Source organism: Massilia sp. X63 (assembly GCF_041023745.1).
In the GTDB taxonomy this organism is placed as follows: Bacteria; Pseudomonadota; Gammaproteobacteria; order Burkholderiales; family Burkholderiaceae_D; genus Telluria.
In genome coordinates this window covers 28,705-44,676 of the sequence record NZ_JBFTEF010000007.1, presented here as the reverse complement: position 1 = coordinate 44,676, position 15,972 = coordinate 28,705, and the positions used below count along the sequence as shown (strand labels likewise).

Below are 15,972 nucleotides of genomic sequence, written 5' to 3'. Positions count from 1 at the left end.
ATGAACAACCAGTTCGCCACCAACGTCTACTACGACCGCACCTTCGACTGCGACGCCGCCAAGATCCTGCCGGGCGAGTACTACTACACCGGCAGGAACATGCTGATCGTGACCGTGCTCGGCTCCTGCGTGTCGGCCTGCATCCGCGACCGCATCACCGGCCTGGGCGGCATGAACCATTTCATGCTGCCGGACGGCGGCGACGCCAACAGCCCGGTGTCGGCCTCGATGCGCTACGGCAGCTTCGCCATGGAGATCCTGATCAACGACCTGCTCAAGGCCGGCGCGCGGCGCGAGAACCTGGAAGCCAAGGTGTTCGGCGGCGGCGCCGTGCTGCGCGGCTTCACGGCGATGAACGTGGGCGAGCGCAACGCCAGCTTCGTCATGAGCTTCCTGAAAACCGAACGCATCCCGGTGCTGGCGTCGGACCTGAACGACGTCTATCCGCGCAAGGTGTACTTCTTCCCCAAGACCGGCAAGGTGCTGGTGAAGAAGCTGATGCAGACCCAAAACGATACGCTGGCAAAACGCGAGCTCGATTACGCCAAACGACTCAAGGTCGAACCGGTCGGCGGCGACATCGACCTCTTCTGAGCGTGATGACCAGCACCAAGACCTGAAAAGGACGACGCATGACAATCAAGGTACTGATCGTCGACGACTCCGCGCTGATCCGCAGCGTGATGAGCGAAATCGTCAACTCCCAGCCCGACATGGAGGTGGTGGCCACGGCGCCCGACCCCCTGGTCGCGCGCGAGCTGATCAAGCGCCACAACCCCGACGTGCTGACCCTCGACGTCGAGATGCCGAAGATGGACGGCCTGGACTTCCTGGAAAAACTGATGCGCCTGCGCCCGATGCCGGTGCTGATGGTGTCTTCGCTGACCGAGCGCGGCTCCGAGATCACGATGCGCGCGCTGGAACTGGGCGCGGTCGACTTCGTGACCAAGCCGAAGATCTCGATCCAGACCGGGATGCGCGAATACACCGAGCTCATCGCCGACAAGATCCGCGCCGCCTCGCGCGCCCGCATCAAGCGCATGGTGCCGGGCGCGACGCCGGCGCCGCAGCTGTCGGCCCTGCGCAGCCCGCTGATCTCGTCGGAAAAACTGATCATCATCGGCGCTTCCACCGGCGGCACCGAAGCGATCCGCGAGTTCCTGATGCAGATGCCTTCGGACTGCCCCGGCATCCTGATCGCCCAGCACATGCCGGAAGGCTTCACCAGTTCCTTCGCCAAGCGCCTCGATTCGCTGTGCAAGATCAGCGTGACCGAGTCCGCCGGCAACGAGCGCGTGCTCCCGGGCCACGCCTACATCGCGCCCGGGCACTCGCACCTGCTGCTGACCCGCTCCGGCGCCAACTACATGACCCGGATCGAGCAAAGCCCGCCGGTCAACCGGCACCGGCCCTCGGTGGACGTGCTGTTCCGCAGCGCGGCCCAGGCGGCGGGCAAGAATGCCGTCGGTGTTATCCTGACCGGCATGGGCAAGGACGGCGCCGCCGGCATGCTGGACATGCGCCAGGCGGGCGCGCACAATTTTGCCCAGGACGAGGCCAGCTGCGTGGTGTTCGGCATGCCGCGCGAGGCGATCGCGCTGGGCGCCGCCCATGAGGTGGGCAGCCTGCAGGCGCTGCCGCGCATGGTGCTCGAGCACCTGGCCTCGCAGGGCGACCGGGCGTTGCGTGTTTGATCCGAACGGGGTGGGTTCGCTGCCATTTTATCGCCGTACGGCAACAAAAATGCTATTCTGGAGGCTGTTATGCGGTCTTCATCCAATAAACCAAAGTACAAGTTTCAAAACGGAGTAATTCATGGCTGATCCAAAGATGCGTTTTCTGGTTGTTGACGATTTCTCGACGATGCGACGCATCGTCCGGAATCTGTTGAAAGAACTGGGTTATGCCAATGTCGACGAAGCCGAAGACGGCGTGATGGCGCTGGCCAAGCTGCGCAGCGAGTCGTTCGACTTCGTGGTGTCGGACTGGAACATGCCGAACATGGACGGCCTGACCATGCTGCAGAACATCCGTGCCGATCCGGCCCTGGCCAAGCTGCCGGTGCTGATGGTGACCGCCGAAGCCAAGAAGGAAAACATCATCGCGGCCGCGCAGGCAGGCGCCAGCGGCTACGTGGTCAAGCCGTTCACGGCCGCCACCCTGGACGAGAAGCTCAACAAGATTTTCGAAAAACTCGACAAGGCCGGAGCCTGACATGCATGAGCAGACCGCGGCCCAGGCCGAGGCCCAGGTGCATGAACCTCATGAAGAGGTGCTGAGCCGGATCGGCCACATGACGCGCGCGCTGCACGACAGCCTGCGCGGTCTCGGCCTCGACAAGCTGATCGAGAAAGCAGCGAGCGACATTCCCGATGCGCGCGACCGCCTCGACTACGTGGCGCGCCTGTCGGAACAGGCGGCCAAGCGCGTGCTCGACGCCACCGACGCCGCCGGCCCCGTGCAGGACGCGATCGAGACCCGCTCGAGCGAGCTGGCCGGCGCCTGGCAGGCCTTGCTCGACAAGGGCGCCTCGGAGCAGGAATGGCGTGCGCTGGCCCAGCGCACCATCGCCGGCCTGGACGAGTCGCGCGCGGGCGCTGCCGCCACCCGCGGCCAGTTGATGGACATCATGATGGCCCAGGACTTCCAGGACCTGACCGGCCAGGTGATCGGCCGCATCACCGGCATTGCCCAGAACCTCGAACAGCAGCTGGTGCAGGTGCTGATCGATTTCGCCCCGAGCGAGATCCGGCGCGAGATCGACAACGGCCTGCTCAACGGTCCCCAGATCAACCCGGAAGGCAAGAGCGAAGTCGTGGCCGACCAGGGCCAGGTCGACGACCTGCTCGACAGTCTCGGTTTTTGAGCGGTCCGCCGCACGGCGTCCGGGCTGCGTACCCACTTCAGTTTTCTCTCCGCGCCCATGCATCAAACCAATTTTATCGTTCGTGAGCCGCTGCTCGACCCGAAGCAGCGGGTCATCGGCTACGAACTGTCGTGGCAGCACCATGACGGCAAGGTCGCCAGCGACCGGGAGCTGGAAGACCTGGTCGGCTTCGTCGCCGAACACGTCAACCATCCGGAGCACGGCTGGCTGCTGCGCGACAAGATCCTGTTCCTCGACGCGGTGCCCGAGATGCTCTCGCTCGATGCGCTGCACGCGCTGCCGCCGGAGCGCACCGTGCTCACCCTGAATATCCGCAGGCTGACCGACCCGGACGTGCGCTCGGCGGTGCAGGCGGTGCGGGTGGGCGGCGTCGGCGTGTCGATCCGCGGCGCCGACCTGAATCTGCTGGGCCGCAACCTTTCGCCCTATGCTTCCTACGTCGAGGTGCAGTTCGCCGGCAGCGACGTCGCCGCCCAGGCCCGCACCTATGCCGCCGCCAAGCACGCGGCGATGCGCATGGTGGGCCGCCCGGTCGCGACCTGGGCCGATTTCGACGCCTGCGCTGCGCTCGGGCTGGACGCCTTCGTGGGCAAGCTGCACCTGACACCACGCACCGGCAACCCGGTCAAGGGCATGAATCCGACCCAGAGCGTGATCCTGCAACTGATGCAGATGGTGCAGAACAACGAGGACGTGCCCAGGATCGAGAACGTGCTCAAGCGCGATCCGGCGCTCACCTACAAGTTGTTGCGCTACATCAATTCGGCCGGCTTCGGCGCCGCCCGCGAAGTGCAGTCGCTGCGCCAGGCGATCGCCCTGATGGGCTATGCGCCGCTGTATCGCTGGCTGGTGCTGCTGCTGGCGACCGCCAGCAGCAGCGGCTATTCGCCGGTGCTGATGGAAACCGCAGTGGTGCGCGGCCGCCTGGCCGAGCTGCTGGGCGCGACGGCGCTGCGCGGCGAATCGGAAAACCTGTTCGTTGCCGGCATGTTCTCGTTGCTGGATCGCCTGCTGGGACTGCCGATGCACGAGGTGCTGGAGACGGTGCCGCTGCCGGAAGAGGTGGTGCGGGCGCTGACCGGCCGCGAGGGCCGCTACGGGCCCTACCTGGCGCTGGCCGAGGCCTGCGAGCTGAATTCGAACCTGGTGGCGGCGCTGGCCGATTCGCTCGGCATCAGTCCGTTCGAGGTGAACAAGGCGCACCTGTCGGCGCTGGCCTGGGCACAGTCGGTGGCGGCCTGAAACAGGCTACAGGTGGTCCAGGCGCCTAGCGCGCCGCAGCCCGGCGCTCCGGCGTCCCGGTAGTGACGAAACGCTCCAGGGTCTGCTGCATCTGCATCGAAATGCTGGCGAAGCTGCATCCCACCTGCACCTGGTCGCCGAGCAGGAAGGTGCGGAAGGGGCGCAGCAGGCGCACCTCCAGGTCGGCCATGATCACCAGGTTCGGCCCCAGTTCCAGTCGCACGCCTTCCAGCTTCCTTCCCACGTGCAGGCCGAAGAGCTGTCCCGGCGTCGCGCGCAGGCCCACGCCACCCTGCGAGAAGTCGTACAGCGGAAGCTCCGTGTAGACGCCGTTCAGGCGGAAACTGGCCATGTAGTTGACGCCCACCGGGGTCTCGACACGGCGCGCGGCGCGCCGGTTCAGCACCAGGCAGGAGGGCGGAAATTCGGCGCGCACGTGCATCGTGTTGTCGGGCGCCGGCTTCCAGGACTGGTCGAGCTCGAACTGCAGCTTGGCGTTGCCGCCCAGCGAAGCGACCAGCGTGGCCTTGCCCGCGGGCGGGCGCTCGCTGCCGGTGAAGTCGAGCACGAAATGCGGCAGTTCAGGGTCGACCGACTCGATACGCGCCAGCAGCGGTTCGACCCACCCCGACGGGAACACCGTGACCGGTTCGCCCGACAGCGACAGCGCCGCCAGGGCTTCGCCGATGTCGAAGGGATCGCGCATTTCGTGCGGTTGGGCCGTGCTGCCGATGCGGTGGAGCGCATCGGTCGGCTTCGGCGGACCCTTGCGATTGAGGGGAGCGGAGGTGTCGTTCATGGCAACAGATCCTTGCGGGTTCACGTCGTGGCGCGCGGCCGGCGGTGAGGCCGGTTCCCGCGCAGGTCGGTCAAGTATAAGGCCAGTCTTCCCGTTATTGCAATTTTGCAAGTAAAGATAGTCTTTTGCTATGCTCAGATCTCGAGATTGTCGATCAGGCGCGTGTTGCCCAGCTTGGCTGCTGCCAGCACCACCAGCGGGGCGCCCGCTTCCAGGTCGGCCGCGCCAGGGGCCTGCAGGTCGATGCGTTTGCGGATCGAGACATAGTCCGGCTTCCAGCCGCGCGCGGCCAGGTGCTCCATGGCCCGGCGTTCGACCTGGGCCGGATCGGGGCTGCCGGCGCGCATCGCCTCGGCGACGGCGTTGAGCTGCTGGTACAGCACCGGGGCTTCGAGCCGTTCCTCGCTCGACAGGTAGCCGTTGCGCGAGGACAGCGCCAGGCCGTCCTCGGCGCGGAAGGTTTCGGCGCCGATGATCTCGGTCGGCAGCGCGAACTGGCGCGCCATGTTACGCACGATCATCAGCTGCTGGTAATCCTTCTTGCCGAACACGGCGACGCGCGGCTGCACGCAGGAGAACAGCTTGGTCACCACGGTGCACACGCCGTCGAAGAAGCCGGGGCGGAACTCGCCTTCCAGGGTGTTGCCGAGGCCGTCGGGCGGGCGCACGCGGTATTCCTGCGGCTCCGGGTACATGTCCTTCTCGGTCGGCGCGAACAGCACGTAGACGCCTTCCTTTTCCAGCTTCTCGACGTCGGCCTGGAAGGTGCGCGGGTATTTGTCGAAATCCTCGTTCGGGCCGAACTGCAGGCGGTTGACGAAGATGGACGCGACCACCGGGTCGCCGTGCCTGCGCGCCAGGCGCATCAGCGACAGATGGCCCTCGTGCAGGTTGCCCATCGTCGGCACGAAGGCGGTGCGCAGCTGGCCGCGCAGCTGGTCGCGCAGTTCGTCGATGGAGGAGATGATTTTCATGGGTGTTTAATGCAGCGATGCAAGTAAAGGTAAGCGGCATTCAAGCCGGGGAATAGGCCAGGCGCACATAGATCGGCGCGAAGGGCTCGGCCTGCGTGATCTCGATCAAGGTTTCCTTCGCCAGTTCGAGCATGGCGACAAAGTGTACAACCACAATCGGAACCGTGTGCTGCCCGGCGAAGAGTTCGGAAAATTCGACGAAGCGCTGCGACTGCAGGACCCGCAGGATGGCCGACATGTGCTCGCGCACCGACAGTTCCTGGCGGCCGATCCGGTGGTGCTGGGTCAGCTTGGCGCGGCGCAGCACATCGAGCCAGGCGCGCTGCAGGTCCCAGGGATCGACATCCGGCAGGCTGGGGGCCAGGCCCTGTTCGACGACCAGCTGCGGGCGCACGAAGTCGCGGCCCTCCTGGGGCAGGGCGCCGAGCGCGAGCGCGGCCGACTTGATCTGTTCGTAGTCGAGCAGGCGCCGCACCAGTTCCGCGCGCGGGTCGCCCACATCCTCGACCAGCTCCTCGTGCCGTTTGGGGAGCAACATGCGCGACTTGATCTCGATCAGCATGGCCGCCATCAGCAGGTACTCGGCGGCCAGCTCCAGGTTGCGCTGGCGGATCTGCTCGACATACTCCAGGTATTGCAGGGTCACCTGCGCCATCGGGATGTCGAGGATGTTGAAGTTCTGCTTGCGGATCAGGTAGAGCAGCAGGTCGAGCGGACCTTCGAAGGCGTCGAGGAAGACCTCGAGCGCATCCGGCGGGATGTACAGGTCGTTCGGCAGGCGCGTCAGCGGCTCGCCATACAGGCGCGCGATGGCCGCCTCGGCCGCATCGGCGGCGGCGTCCAGGTGGGCGTCGTGTGCGCCCCCGTCAGGTCCGGGAGGCGCCCCATCCTGCGGGGGATCGGCCGGCGCCGCATCTGGCAACTGCGGCGCGCCCAACTCGGGCAGCATGGAGGCGCTTTCCCCGGCCTCAGACCTTGGTCTGGTACGGGTAGGCTTGCTGGCGCAGGCCCGAGGCCTTGATGCGCTCCTGCTCGTCCAGCGAGAGCGGGGCCTTGTCCCACAGCAGGGAGCGGCCTTCGACCTGGCGCTCTTCCATGCCCGGGGTCTTGGCTTTCAGTTCCTTGATGAACTTGGTGTGCTCGGATTCGTACAGCGAGTGTTGTTTCTTGAAGAACATGGTTTCCAGAATGAAGTGATGAACGGACGCGCAAGCATTGCGGGGCAGATTCTTCCGCCCCGGCGCGTCCTGGTCAAGTTTACTTGTGCAGTTCGTTCAGCTGGCGGGCGATGATGTCGTGGTTGAGCCACAGCACCGGCGCGATTTTTTCCGACGCGCCGTGGAACATCAGCGGACCGGCGCCTTCCAGCACCAGGCCCGACAGGTGGTCGGTGATCAGGGCCTTCTTGTCCTTGTGCAGGGCGGTGATGGCTTCCGAGGTGCCGATCATGACGTCGGCCAGTTCCGGGGTGTTGTCCATCGGCCAGGCTTCGAAGTTGCGGAAGTGGGCGCTGGTGGCGTCGTTGTTGTAGCGCTCGATGGTGTCGAGCAGCGACTGCAGCGAAGTGCCTTCGCCCAGCAGGTCCTGGCAGATCGCCCATTGCTGCTCGGCCCATGCGCCGCCGCCTTCCTTCTTCAGGGCGATCAGCAGGGGGAACAGCGACAGCTCGACGCCCACGAAGATGTCCGACGAGTTGGTGCGGATTTCCGGGCAGTTGAACACGGTGGCGTACACGCCCTGGTTCCAGGCCGCCTGGGCGATCGACTCCAGGCGCATCTTGGCGTAGCCCTGGGTGTAGTTGGTGTAGGTCTGCCAGGTGTATTCGCCCTGGATCAGGATCTCGGTGCCGTGGTAGCCGTAGGCGGTGTAGCGCACTTCGCCGCCGGCCCTGGTCACGCGCTCGCGGATCGCGCTCGATGCGTCGATCAGGTATTTGAGGGTGTTGGCGGTGACTTCGTCGAAGTTCATCAGGATCAGCTTGCCCAGATCGCTGTCGAGCAGGGCGCGCGAGGACATGAAGCGCTCGCCGCGGCCTTTATAGATGCGGTTGGCGATGGCCAGGAAGGCCTTGATCTTGGGGATGCCGCCGGCCATGGTATGGGCGAAGAAGACATTCGCGCCTTCCGGGATCAGCTTGTCGATCTCGCCCATCACCTGGGCGGCGCTACTGGTGAAGCGGGCCACGCCGGCCTGGCGGCAGCGCTCGATCTTGTCCCAGTCCAGCTTGTCTTCTTGCCAGCTCTTCAGGGTAATCCCGGACAGCATTTCGGTCGGGTTCTGTTCGCCTTCCGGCGCATCCATGTCGAAACCGGCCATCAGCGGCACGTTGACGATCTTGCCGCCCAGCTTCTCTTCCGCCTCGGCGTGCTCTTCCGCGGTCAGGGCGCGCAGGGCGCCCGATTCGTCGCGGCGGCCGACGGTGATGCCGACGATGGTCATGCCGGCCTCGCGCGCCTCATCGATCAGGCCGTTCACATAGCCACGGCCGAACAGTTCGCCGAACAGGACGAAGACATCGCCCTTGCGGAACACGTTGGCCTGGGGGATGTGGCGGAGAGGAGTCAATTCGGTCATCTTGTTATCTACCTATTTGTAATGGTCTGAAGAAGGCCTGCCGGCGAGGGCCGTAGGGGCGCGAGTTTCAGAAAGAACATGCCATTATAACGCTGTGCATGGGCGTGGGTTTGATTTTGGGAGGGGTACAGGAGGCGGTGGTGGGAGGCCGCGAACTTGGGGGAAGAATGCCCGTGGCATTGTTCCCGCGTGCACCGGGGCGACGGTCCTGGGGCTGCAGGGCGGAAGATCGTCCGTGGACCGCTCCCGCCAATCGTCGCCCCGGCGAAGGCCGGGGCCCAGTTGGGTCGAACGGTGTCAGCGAATCCGCATCCCCGGCTGCGCCCCCGGCATCGGATCCAGCAGGTATAGCCCCGGATTCGCCTTTTCGTCGGCCGCGGAAGCACACAGCACCATGCCTTCCGACACGCCGAACTTCATCTTGCGCGGCGCCAGGTTGGCGACCATGACGGTCAGCTTGCCGACCAGGTCTTCCGGCTTGTAGGCCGACTTGATGCCCGAGAACACGTTGCGGTAGCGGCCTTCGCCCACGTCCAGGGTCAGGCGCAGCAGCTTGCCGGCGCCTTCGACGTGTTCGCAGTTGACGATCCTGGCCACGCGCAGGTCGATTTTCGTGAAATCGTCGATCGAGATTTCCGGCGCCAGTGCTTCGATGGCGTCGGCTGCCGCAGGGGCTGCCGATTCGGCGGCCGGCGCCGCTGCGGTCGAAGCGTCGACGGCCGCGGTGGCGGCAGGAGCGGCGAGGGCTGGCGCGGCCGGCTTGTCGAACAGGTTCTCGACCATCTTGGCGTCCACGCGTTGCATCAGGTGGCTGTAGGCGCCGATGGTACGGCCCAGCATGGTTTCGTAGACGGCGGCGCCGTGGGTGTCCAGCCAGCTCAGCTCGCCGTCGCCCAGGAACTCGGCGACGCGCGCGGCCACCTGCGGCAGCACCGGCGACAGCATGATCGAGAGCTGGCGGAACAGGATCAGCGCGGTGGTGCAGACGTCGTGCAGTTCGGCCAGCTTCGTTTCATCCTTGGCCAGCAGCCAGGGCTTGTTCTCGTCCACGTACTGGTTGACGACGTCGGTGATCTCCATGATCTCGCGCATCGCACGGCCGTACTCGCGCGCTTCGAAGCTGGCTGCGATGCTGGCCTGGCGCTCGGCGCCCTCGTTCATCAGGGCCTTGCAGATCCAGCCCTTGGCGTTGTCGGACAAGGTGTCGGCCAGCTTGCCGTCGAATTTCTTGGCGATGAAGCCGGCGCAGCGGCTGGCGATGTTGATGTACTTGCCGATCAGGTCGCTGTTGACGCGGGCGACGAAGTCCTCGCCGTTGAAGTCCAGGTCTTCCACCTTGCTATTGAGCTTGAAGGCCAGGTAGTAGCGCAGCCATTCCGGGTTCATGCCCAGCTCGAGGTAGCGCAGCGGCGAGATGCCGGTGCCGCGCGACTTCGACATCTTTTCGTTGTTGACGGTCAGGTGGCCGTGCACCGCGACCTTCAGCTTGTCGATGATCGGGTGCTGCGAGAAATTCAGCATCGCCGGCCAGAACAGCAGGTGGAAGGACACGATGTCCTTGCCGATGAAGTGGACCTGCTCGGCTTGCGGGTCGTTCAGGAAGGCCTCGTAGTCGATGCCCTTCTTTGAAAAATAGTTCTTCAGCGATGCCAGGTAGCCGACCGGCGCGTCCAGCCACACATAGAAGAACTTGCCCGGCGCATCGGGAATCGGGATGCCGAAGTAGGGCGCGTCGCGCGAGATGTCCCAGTCGGCCAGCTTTTCGCCGGACTCGCCCAGCCATTCCGAGACCTTGTTCACCATCTCTGGCTGCAGGCGGCCCGGGGTGTTCAGCCATTCCTTGAGAAATGCGTAGCAGCGCGGGTCGGACAGCTTGAAGAAATACTGTTCCGACGGCTTCAGGATCGGGGTCGAGCCGGTGAACACCGAGAACGGATTGATCAGCTCGGTCGGCTGGTAGGCGGCGCCGCAGACTTCGCAATTGTCGCCGTACTGGTCCTTGGCGTGGCAGGTCGGGCATTCGCCCTTGATGTTGCGGTCGGCCAGGAACATGCCCTTGACCGGGTCGTAGAAGCGGTCGACGGTCCTGGTGACGATCAGGCCTTCGTCGCGGAGCTTGCGGTAGATGCCGTGCGACAGTTCGACGTTTTCCGGCGAATCGGTGGAGTACCAGTTATCGAAGGCGATGTGGAAGCCGTTCAGGTACTGCGGGCGGCCGGCGGCGATCTTGGCCACGAATTCCTGCGGCGTGATGCCTTCCTTCTCGGCGGCGATCATGATCGGCGTGCCGTGGGTGTCGTCGGCGCAGACGAAGTGCACCTGGCGCTGCTGTCCATTGTCGCGCTGCATTCGCTGGAACCGGACCCAGATGTCGGCCTGGATGTATTCCATCATGTGGCCGATATGGAAGGCAGCGTTGGCGTAGGGCAGGGCAGTGGTGACGAACAGCTTGCGGGTCATGGTCGAAGCGCTTCAGGTTTGTGAAAAGAAGCATTTTAACAGCGGAAGGCGCCGATGCGCATGGGCTGGTGCCCCGCTGCGCGCCGGGTTTGCCAAAGCAACAAGAAGCGTGCGGCATTTTGCGCTACACTTCGCCCCTATAACCTGGAGAAACACATGAGCATCACTGAGAACGATGTCAAGGCAGCACTGTCGGCGGTCATCGATCCTAACACCGGGAAGGATTTCGTCTCTTCCAAATCGATCAAGAACATCCAGCTCAGCGGCAACGACGTCTCGCTCGACGTCGAACTGGGCTATCCGGCCGCCAGCCAGGTGGCCGGCATCCGCGACAGCGTCGTGGCCGGCCTGAAGGCGCTGCCGGGCGTCGGCAATGTGAGCGTCAAGGTCCACAGCAAGATCCTGTCGCACGCGGTCCAGCGCGGCCTGAAGGTCATGCCGAACGTGAAGAACATCATCGCGGTCGCGTCGGGCAAGGGCGGCGTCGGCAAGTCGACCACCGCCGTCAACCTGGCGCTGGCGCTCAGCGCCGAGGGCGCCAGCGTCGGCATCCTCGACGCCGACATCTACGGCCCTTCGCAGCCGATGATGCTGGGGATTAACGCACGTCCCGAAAGCCGCGACGGCAAGACCATGGAACCGCTCGAGAACCACGGCGTGCAGGTGTCCTCGATCGGCTTCATGATCGATCCGGACGAGCCGATGGTGTGGCGCGGCCCGATGGTCACCGGCGCGCTGCAGCAGCTGCTCGAGCAGACCAACTGGCGCGACCTCGATTACCTGATCGTCGACATGCCGCCCGGCACCGGCGACATCCAGCTGACCCTGTCGCAGAAAGTGCCGGTCACCGGCGCCGTGATCGTCACCACCCCGCAGGACATCGCCCTGCTGGACGCGCGCAAGGGCCTCAAGATGTTCGAGAAGGTCGGCATCCCGATCATCGGCGTGGTCGAGAACATGAGCACCCATATCTGCTCGAACTGCGGCCATACCGAGGCGATCTTCGGGGCGGGCGGCGGCGAGAAGATGTGCGCCGACTTCGGCGTCGATTTCCTCGGCAAGCTGCCGCTGACCCTGTCGATCCGCGAGCAGACCGATTCCGGCCGCCCGACCGTGGTCGCCGATCCGGACGGCCCGGTCGCGGGGATCTACAAGGAGATTGCGCGCAAGGTCGCGGTCAAGGTGGCCGAGAAGGCCAAGGACATGACCAGCAAGTTCCCGAGCATCGTCGTCAAGAACGACTGATTTTTTACCAAGCGGTAAAAAACCGTGCGCATCAGGGCGATCCGTGAGCGCCTGGCCCTGCTGGGCGCGCTGCCGCTGCACCAGGAGCGCGTGCTGCGCGACTGGGTGCAGGGCGCGGCGCACGAACGCGGGCGCCGCCCGGCCTCCGATTTCCTGCCGAAGCCGGTGCGCGAAGCGCTGCCCCAGCTCGACGCCGAACTGGCCGGCCTGGTGCGGCTGGTGTCCAGCCACCCCGGCGCAGACGGCTCCGAGCGCCTGCTGGTGGGCTTGAGCGATGGCCAGATGGTCGAAGCGGTGCTGCTGCCGCGCGACGGGGTGTGCGTCTCGAGCCAGGTCGGCTGCGCGGTGGGTTGCACTTTTTGCATGACCGGGCGCGACGGCCTGCTGCGCCAGGTGAGCAGCGGCGAGATCGTCGCCCAGGTGGTGCTGGCGCGTTCGCGCCGGCCGGTGAAGAAAGTGGTCTTCATGGGCATGGGCGAGCCGGCCCACAACCTCGACAATGTGCTGGAAGCGATCGAGCTGCTTGGCACCGAGGCCGGCATCGCCCACAAGAACCTGGTGTTTTCCACCGTGGGCGACCCGCGCGCCTTCGCGCGCCTGCTGGAAGCCCGTGTCAAACCGGCGGTGGCCCTGTCGCTGCACACCACCAAGTCCGCGCTGCGCGCCGGACTGCTGCCGCGCGCGCCGCGCCTCACGCCGCAGGAGCTGGTCGAGCATGGCGAGCGCTATGCGCGCCTGACCGGCTACCCGATCCAGTACCAATGGACCTTGCTCGAAGGCGTCAACGACGGCCCGGACGAGATGGACGGCATCGTGTCCCTGTTGCGCGGCAAGTACGCGATCCTCAACATGATCCCCTATAACACCGTGCCCGAGCTGGCCTACCGGCGGCCCAGCTGGGAGCGCGCCCGCGCGATCGCGGCAAGCCTGCACGCGCGCGGCGTGCTGACCAAGCTGCGCGACTCGGCCGGGCAGGACGTCGACGGCGGCTGCGGCCAGTTGCGGGCGCGGGCCGGCCGGACCATCCTTGTGCGCCGCGCCTAGGCCGCGATTGTCGACATAACACGGCGCCACGCAAGGGCGCCGATGCCATCTTTCCGGCATCTTTCTGTCCGAAAATAAAGTTCAGCGGAAATTTACTGCCTACACTCAGAATTTGAAGTGTGGCGCAGGGATACCGATGAGCGACGACAGCAGACAGCGGTGGCGCGGGCGTTACCTGGACGCGGCCCACCTGTTCGTACCGGCCAGGTTGCGGCAGGACGCCGCCGTGCTCGCACGCGCCGAGAACGTGGTCAACGCGGCGCTGATGGCGGCCACCGCCGGCCCGCTGTACGCGCTGGCCTACTGGCTGCTCGGGCTCAGGCTGGCCGCGGTCGAGATCCTGGCCTGCTGCCTGGTCATGCTGATGGCGCCGCCCGTGCTGCGCCTGAGCGGCAGCATCGCCCTGGCGCGCGAACTGTTCCTGTGTGCGCTGTTCTTCAATTTCACCTGGCTGACCTGGCACCTTGGCGGCATCGGGGCGCCGACCTCCAGCTGGCTGATCACCGCGCCGGTGGTGGCGATGTTCCTCGGCGGGGTGCTCAGCGGCGTGTGCTGGCTGGCCATGAGCTGCACCGCGGCTTCCCTGATCTGGGCCCTGCCGGCCTTCGGCCGGGCGGCCGCGGGCGCCCCGGTGCTCGACATGCCCTTGCTGCACCTGATCTGCAACCTGGGCCTGTACGTGGTGGTGCTGGTGTTCGTGCTGCTGTTCGAACTGACCAAGACCGAAGGCTTCGTCAAGCTGCAGGGCGCCCTGGCGACCATCAACGAGCTGGCGATCCGCGACGAGCTCACCGGCAGCCACAACCGCCGGTTCCTGCTCGGCCTGATCGAGAGGGAAAAGGAGCGCAGCGACCGCAACCGCCGCCCGTTCTGCCTGTGCCTGTTCGACATCGACTTCTTCAAGCGCATCAACGATACCTATGGCCATGCGGCCGGCGACACGGTGCTGCGCAGTTTCGCCAAGGCGGTGCAGGGCCAGATCCGCGGCAGCGACGCCTTCGGGCGCTATGGCGGCGAAGAGTTCCTGCTGATGCTGCCCGAGACCCCGGCGCCGGACGCCATGGTGCTGGCCGAGCGGGTGCGGCGCGTGATCGCCGAGCTGGGCTGCAGGGACGGCGGCGAAGGCGCGCCGGAAATCAGCCTGACGGTGTCGGTCGGGGTGGCTGAATACCGGCCCGGCGAGGCCGCGGCGCAGGCCATCGCGCGCGCCGACGAGGCGCTGTATGCGGCCAAGTCGCTCGGGCGCAACCGGGTGCAGTGCCATGACGAGGATGAGCACCTGCCGGTGGTGTCCAGGCCGGAAGGGGAGGGCGCCGGCTGCGGCAGCGCGGGTGGCAGCGCGGACGGCCCGCGGGCCGCCGTCGCGCGCCTGCTCCACGGCGCCCAGTGCGACCAGCTTACCGGCCTGCTCAACCGGAACCTGTTGCGCGACCGCCTGCGCCATTCGATGGACCGCGCCAATCGCAACCGCCGCCTGGTGGCGCTGCTGCTCCTGAATATCAACCGCTTCAAGGAGATCAACGATGAACTCGGCTACGAGGCAGGCGACGACCTGCTGAGCCAGGCCGGCGCCGCGATCCGGTGCTGCCTGCGCGATTCCGATACCGTGGCGCGCTGGGGTGGCGACGAATTCGTCGTACTGCTGGAAGACCTGGGCTTCGAATCCGACGCCCAGGTGGTGGCCGAGAAGATCCTCGACCGCTTCGGCCTGCCGCTGAGCGTGGCGGGCCGCGCGTGCTTTGTCACGCTGGCGGTGGGCGTGGCCCTGTACCCGGCGGCGGACTGCGACCTCGATGCGCTGCTCAAGCGCGCCGACATCGCCATGCGCGGCGCCAAGCGCTGGGGCGAGAACAGCGTGCAGGTGTATTCCGGCGACACCGTGCAGCCGCAGAGCGAGCGTCTGGCGCTGAAGAACGGCCTGCGCGAGGCGCTGGTGCAGGGCCAGCTGTTCCTCGAGTACCAGCCGCAGATCGACCTGGCCACCAGGTGCGTGGTGGGCGTCGAGGCGCTGCTGCGCTGGCAGCATCCCGTCTACGGCTGCGTCGCGCCCAGTCGCTTCATCCCGTTGGCCGAGGAAACCGGCATGATCGTCCCGATCGGGGACTGGGCGCTGCGCACCGCCTGCGCGCAGAACCGCGCCTGGCGCGCGGCCGGGCTCCCGGAAATCAAGACCGCGGTCAACCTGTCGGCGCGCCAGCTCAAGGAACCTGGGCTGCCGGGGCGGGTGCTGGCGATCCTCGCCGAGACCGGGATGCCGGCGCATTGCCTCGACCTCGAGATCACCGAGGGCATGCTGATCGAAGACCTGGCCGCCAACTGCGCCCTGATGAGCGGCCTGCGCCAGGCCGGCGTGCTGGTGTCGATCGACGATTTCGGCACCGGCTATTCGAGCCTGAACTACCTGTCCGAGCTGCCCGTCGACATCCTCAAGATGGATGGGCTGTTCGTGCGCCGCCTGGGTGCAGTGGCGGGTGCGGCTGCGGGCGCTGGATGCGGCAGAAGCGGCGCGCGCTCGTACGCGATCGCCGAAGCCATAGTGGCGATGGCGCACCGCCTCGGCCTGGACGTGATCGCCGAGGCGGTCGAGACGCCCGAGCAGTTGGCCGACCTGTGCGCCATGGGCTGCAACACGGCCCAGGGTTACTTGTTCGCGCGCCCGCTTCCCCCCGCCGAGCTGGCGGCAATGCTGGCGCGCCAGGCCGAGCCGGCGCCGCTCGAGCCGGCGTGAACACCGCTCCATCCCTTTC

The 15,972-nt window shown here is 66.1% G+C and carries 14 protein-coding genes; 8 read left to right on the top strand and 6 right to left on the bottom strand.

The window, feature by feature from the left end; all coding sequences use genetic code 11:
• From cheD to AB3347_RS15120, 5 genes are all read left to right on the top strand, one after another.
• Positions 1-594 carry a chemoreceptor glutamine deamidase CheD gene (cheD, locus tag AB3347_RS15140; RefSeq protein ID WP_369092629.1) on the top strand — a complete coding sequence of 198 codons (594 nt, stop codon included), beginning with the start codon at positions 1-3 and terminating at the stop codon, positions 592-594.
• 38 nt (positions 595-632) lie between these two features.
• Positions 633-1,694 carry a chemotaxis response regulator protein-glutamate methylesterase gene (locus AB3347_RS15135; protein ID WP_369092628.1) on the top strand — a complete coding sequence of 354 codons (1,062 nt, stop codon included), beginning with the start codon at positions 633-635 and terminating at the stop codon, positions 1,692-1,694.
• Positions 1,695-1,815: 121 nt separating this feature from the next.
• Complete coding sequence (gene cheY, locus AB3347_RS15130; protein WP_005666673.1) at positions 1,816-2,214, top strand: chemotaxis response regulator CheY; 399 nt, start codon at positions 1,816-1,818, stop codon at positions 2,212-2,214.
• 1 nt (position 2,215) lies between these two features.
• Positions 2,216-2,866, top strand: coding sequence for a protein phosphatase CheZ (gene cheZ / locus AB3347_RS15125; protein ID WP_369092627.1), 651 nt, complete (start codon positions 2,216-2,218; stop codon positions 2,864-2,866).
• A gap of 57 nt (positions 2,867-2,923) precedes the next feature.
• Positions 2,924-4,129, top strand: a complete 1,206-nt coding sequence (locus tag AB3347_RS15120; RefSeq protein WP_369092626.1) for an EAL and HDOD domain-containing protein — start codon at positions 2,924-2,926, stop codon at positions 4,127-4,129.
• A 25-nt stretch (positions 4,130-4,154) separates the two neighbouring features.
• Here the strand turns inward: AB3347_RS15120 and AB3347_RS15115 are convergent, their stop codons facing one another.
• The 6 genes from AB3347_RS15115 to metG form a co-directional block, all read right to left on the bottom strand.
• Positions 4,155-4,928 (bottom strand): flagellar brake protein, encoded by a 774-nt coding sequence (locus AB3347_RS15115; protein WP_369092625.1) that lies wholly within the window; start codon positions 4,926-4,928, stop codon positions 4,155-4,157.
• Between the two features lie 134 nt (positions 4,929-5,062).
• Complete coding sequence (panC, locus tag AB3347_RS15110; RefSeq protein WP_369092624.1) at positions 5,063-5,902, bottom strand: pantoate--beta-alanine ligase; 840 nt, start codon at positions 5,900-5,902, stop codon at positions 5,063-5,065.
• A gap of 40 nt (positions 5,903-5,942) precedes the next feature.
• The gene (locus AB3347_RS15105; RefSeq protein ID WP_369092623.1) at positions 5,943-6,851 is read right to left on the bottom strand and encodes a ScpA family protein; all 909 of its coding nucleotides are present in this window, start codon (positions 6,849-6,851) and stop codon (positions 5,943-5,945) included.
• 19 nt (positions 6,852-6,870) lie between these two features.
• Positions 6,871-7,080, bottom strand: a complete 210-nt coding sequence (locus AB3347_RS15100; RefSeq protein ID WP_369092622.1) for a DUF3460 family protein — start codon at positions 7,078-7,080, stop codon at positions 6,871-6,873.
• 79 nt (positions 7,081-7,159) lie between these two features.
• Positions 7,160-8,476: a hypothetical protein gene (locus AB3347_RS15095; protein ID WP_369092621.1), complete on the bottom strand. Its 1,317-nt coding sequence runs from the start codon at positions 8,474-8,476 to the stop codon at positions 7,160-7,162.
• Between the two features lie 297 nt (positions 8,477-8,773).
• Positions 8,774-10,936 (bottom strand): methionine--tRNA ligase, encoded by a 2,163-nt coding sequence (gene metG, locus AB3347_RS15090; protein WP_369092620.1) that lies wholly within the window; start codon positions 10,934-10,936, stop codon positions 8,774-8,776.
• A gap of 156 nt (positions 10,937-11,092) precedes the next feature.
• Here metG and apbC point away from each other — a divergent pair, with 156 nt between their 5' ends.
• From apbC to AB3347_RS15075, 3 genes are all read left to right on the top strand, one after another.
• Positions 11,093-12,181, top strand: a complete 1,089-nt coding sequence (apbC, locus tag AB3347_RS15085) for an iron-sulfur cluster carrier protein ApbC (RefSeq protein ID WP_369092619.1) — start codon at positions 11,093-11,095, stop codon at positions 12,179-12,181.
• 24 nt (positions 12,182-12,205) lie between these two features.
• Positions 12,206-13,225, top strand: coding sequence for an RNA methyltransferase (locus tag AB3347_RS15080; RefSeq protein ID WP_369092618.1), 1,020 nt, complete (start codon positions 12,206-12,208; stop codon positions 13,223-13,225).
• A gap of 136 nt (positions 13,226-13,361) precedes the next feature.
• Positions 13,362-15,953 carry a putative bifunctional diguanylate cyclase/phosphodiesterase gene (locus AB3347_RS15075; protein WP_369092617.1) on the top strand — a complete coding sequence of 864 codons (2,592 nt, stop codon included), beginning with the start codon at positions 13,362-13,364 and terminating at the stop codon, positions 15,951-15,953.
• Positions 15,954-15,972 lie beyond the last annotated feature (19 nt).